Annotated in this window: 3 protein-coding genes; 1 reads left to right on the top strand and 2 read right to left on the bottom strand. The window is 58.5% G+C overall.

The genetic code is table 11. The features are described from left to right. Together AB4043_RS20530 and AB4043_RS20525 are read right to left on the bottom strand one after the other, a co-directional pair. Positions 1 to 1,374 (bottom strand): ABC transporter permease (locus AB4043_RS20530; RefSeq protein ID WP_442307939.1); only part of this gene is annotated, 1,374 nt, incomplete at its 3' end. Between the two features lie 15 nt (positions 1,375 to 1,389). After that, positions 1,390 to 2,313, bottom strand: a complete 924-nt coding sequence (locus tag AB4043_RS20525; RefSeq protein ID WP_442303064.1) for an ABC transporter ATP-binding protein — start codon at positions 2,311 to 2,313, stop codon at positions 1,390 to 1,392. Between the two features lie 82 nt (positions 2,314 to 2,395). Here AB4043_RS20525 and AB4043_RS20520 point away from each other — a divergent pair. Further along, positions 2,396 to 3,029 (top strand): DNA polymerase ligase N-terminal domain-containing protein (locus AB4043_RS20520; protein WP_442307938.1); only part of this gene is annotated, 634 nt, incomplete at its 3' end.

The following is a 3,029-nucleotide window of genomic DNA, read 5'->3' as shown; positions in this document are numbered from 1 at the left end:
CTCCTGTAGATATTGCACAATCTCAAAGTTGTAATAGCCCGCGATGATCTGGCTGGAGATACCACAAAGCATCACCACAAACAGCAGCACGACTTGAACGCTGCACATGGCAAAGAAGCGACTCCCCCAATCCAGCCACTCATGCGTTGGAAGAGCATCGTGAATCTGCTGGAAGTGTGTATCCCGCTCGCGCCACACCAGTTCCCCGGCATACATGGTCGCCACGATAAACAGGAAGAGCAATGAACTGCCCTCGACCACCTGCAGCATCAGGGCTGTCACCGGCCACACATCGGCATCGTCGATCTTGCCGGCGAAGTGGCTGTTCGCCATCGTATTGATGATCATCACCACGGTGATTCCCCAGAATGGAATCTCCTTGAAGATGTTCTTCATGCGGATGCGCGTCAGGCTGACCACCTGCGCCACGCTGGTCGCGACGCCGAAAATCTGCTGCACCTTCGGCAGAACGATATGGAACCTCGGCCGCGGCGGACCTTCCAGCTCTTCTTCGTCGTCTTTCTGCTTCTTTTTCCGCCCCTTTACGCCAAGGCCCTCGGCTCGCATCGGGAAGAACAGATAGGACGCGGCCACGCAGAGCAAGCCAACACCGGTGTACAGTAACCGGTTCCACAGGAAGACCCCGCTCCAGGTGGGAATAAGGGTGTTCTGCTCAACCACCGTCCAGTAACGTGCAATCGCGCGAATGGTGATAAACCCGACCGGATCGAAGATGCCGGGCCGGTTCAGGTCGAGGCTGCGCGTCGACTGCACGGCAACCAGCAGGATGAGATAGACCGCAAAGAGGGCTACACCCTGCAGGTAGACGACCACGATATTCCGGGTGAGCGCCGCGATGAGGAAGAACAGGCTCCCGATAAAGAGGACCTGAATCACCGGATAGTCAATAAAGAGCTTCAGGTACACCAGCAGCAGATGGCCATTCACCGGCAAGACACGCGTCGTGTCTGTCCACCACGCGAATGAGCCCAGCACCTCGCCCACGACCAGGCCGAAGAAGATGCCGATCGTCGTCAACATCGAGCCCAGCCAGCGGCCGCCCAGATACGCAAACTTTGAGATCGGCTTGGTAAAGAGCAACTGATAGGTGTTCTGCTGAAAGTCGCGCAGAATCGATGGACCGAAGATACCCGCCATCAGCAGCACGCCAAAGAACGACAGGTTCAGCATCATGCGCAGGCAGGCATAAGGACCGTTCAGCATGACCTTACCGGCACCGACAAAGCCGAACGAGTCCGGGGCCGCGATCGACAGAAACGCAATCAGGCCGAAGACAACGAAGTAGACGTACGTGGAAATACTCTTCAGCCGCAGCTTCAGCTCAAACGAGAGGAAACTCAGAAACAGACTCATCGTCATCTCTCCCGGTTAGACAACCTTCTGGTGGCGCTTCAGATTGAGGAAGTACACGTCCTCAAGATCGCTCTCAACCGGCGTGAACCCATCCCCCGGCGCCGACTCCGCATAGACACGCACCTGATGAAGGCCGGCGGTCATCTGCGTGGAGATCACGTCGAAGTGCGCCTGCACCTCGTTCATCTCCTCTTCGCTTCCTACCAGATGGCTGTAGATACGGCCTCTCAGCACTTCCAGCGCCTCGTTCGGCGAACCCTCCAGAAGCACTTGCCCTCCGGCGATGATCGCCATACGCGGGCAGAGCTCCTTCACGTCGTCCACAATGTGCGTCGACAGAATCACTACCGTGTTCTGGCCGATGGAGCTAAGCAGATTGAGAAAGCGGTTGCGCTCCGCCGGATCGAGACCGGCGGTCGGCTCGTCCACGATGATCAGCCGCGGCTTACCTAACAGCGCCTGCGCGATACCGAACCGCTGCTTCATACCGCCGGAGTATCCGCTGAGCGCCTTCTTCCTTACATCCCACAGGTTGGTCTGCTTCAGCAGCGCCTCTACCTGGTCCTTTCGCTCTCCGGCGTTGGTAATTCCCTTCATCACCGCCAGGTGATGCAGCATGTCCAGGGCGCTCATCTTCGGGTAGACACCAAACTCCTGCGGCAGATAGCCAAGCACCCGGCGTACTGCATCCTTGTTCTGCACTACATTTAGCTCATCCAGCCAGATCGCACCTTCGTCGGGATCCTGCAACGTCGCGATGGTACGCATGAGGGTCGACTTCCCCGCGCCGTTCGGCCCCAGCAGGCCGAACATATTGTTTCCGATCGTCAGGCTCAGACTCTTGAGAGCCTGCACGCCGTTTCCATATGTCTTGGAGATGCCTTCAATGCGCAGCGACAAGGTTCTGCCTCCGAGGGAGTTTGGTATGACACCCACCATATCGTCCTCCGGAGAAGGGGCAAACTGTTTTCTCATCCAAAGGGCTGTTACCCTCATCCCCACCGCGGCATCTGATTCCAACATGGCCACGAAAAAAGCAGCGAAGCAATCCAGAACACGCAAAACTACCGCCAAGGCCACGGCGAAGCGTATGCCAACGGCCTCTTCGGTAGTCGACGAGCAGCTTGCGAAGTATCGCTCCATGCGCGACTTCGGTGTCACCGACGAGCCTGCCGGCGGCCACAAAACCGCCAAGCCCAGCGAGCTGCCGTTCGTCATTCAGAAGCACGCCGCCACCCGCCTGCACTATGACTTCAGACTCGGCTGGAACGGCGTGCTGAAGAGCTGGGCCGTTGCCAAAGGGCCAAGCTATGTCGTCGCCGACAAGCGCCTTGCCGTCGAAGTCGAGGACCACCCCATGGAGTACGGAGGCTTCGAGGGCATCATCCCCAAGGGGCAGTACGGCGGAGGCACCGTCATGGTATGGGACCACGGCACCTGGGAGCCGCAGCCGGGGCATAGTTTCGATGAAGGCCTGAAGAGCGGGTCGCTGAAGTTCATCCTGCATGGCGAAAAGTTGAAGGGAAAGTGGGCGTTGATCCGTATGAAGGGCGGACGGTTCGCCGGCGACACCAAACCTGGCGCCAAGCCCAACTGGCTGCTCATCAAGGAACACGACGACTTCGAGCGCGGGCCGGACGATCCGCCGGTAACTG

It is taken from the genome of Terriglobus sp. YAF25 (assembly GCF_052113305.1).
Lineage (GTDB): Bacteria > Acidobacteriota > Terriglobia > Terriglobales > Acidobacteriaceae > Terriglobus.
The sequence above is the reverse complement of the archived record's forward strand: the minus strand, read 5'-3'. Positions and strand labels throughout refer to the sequence as shown.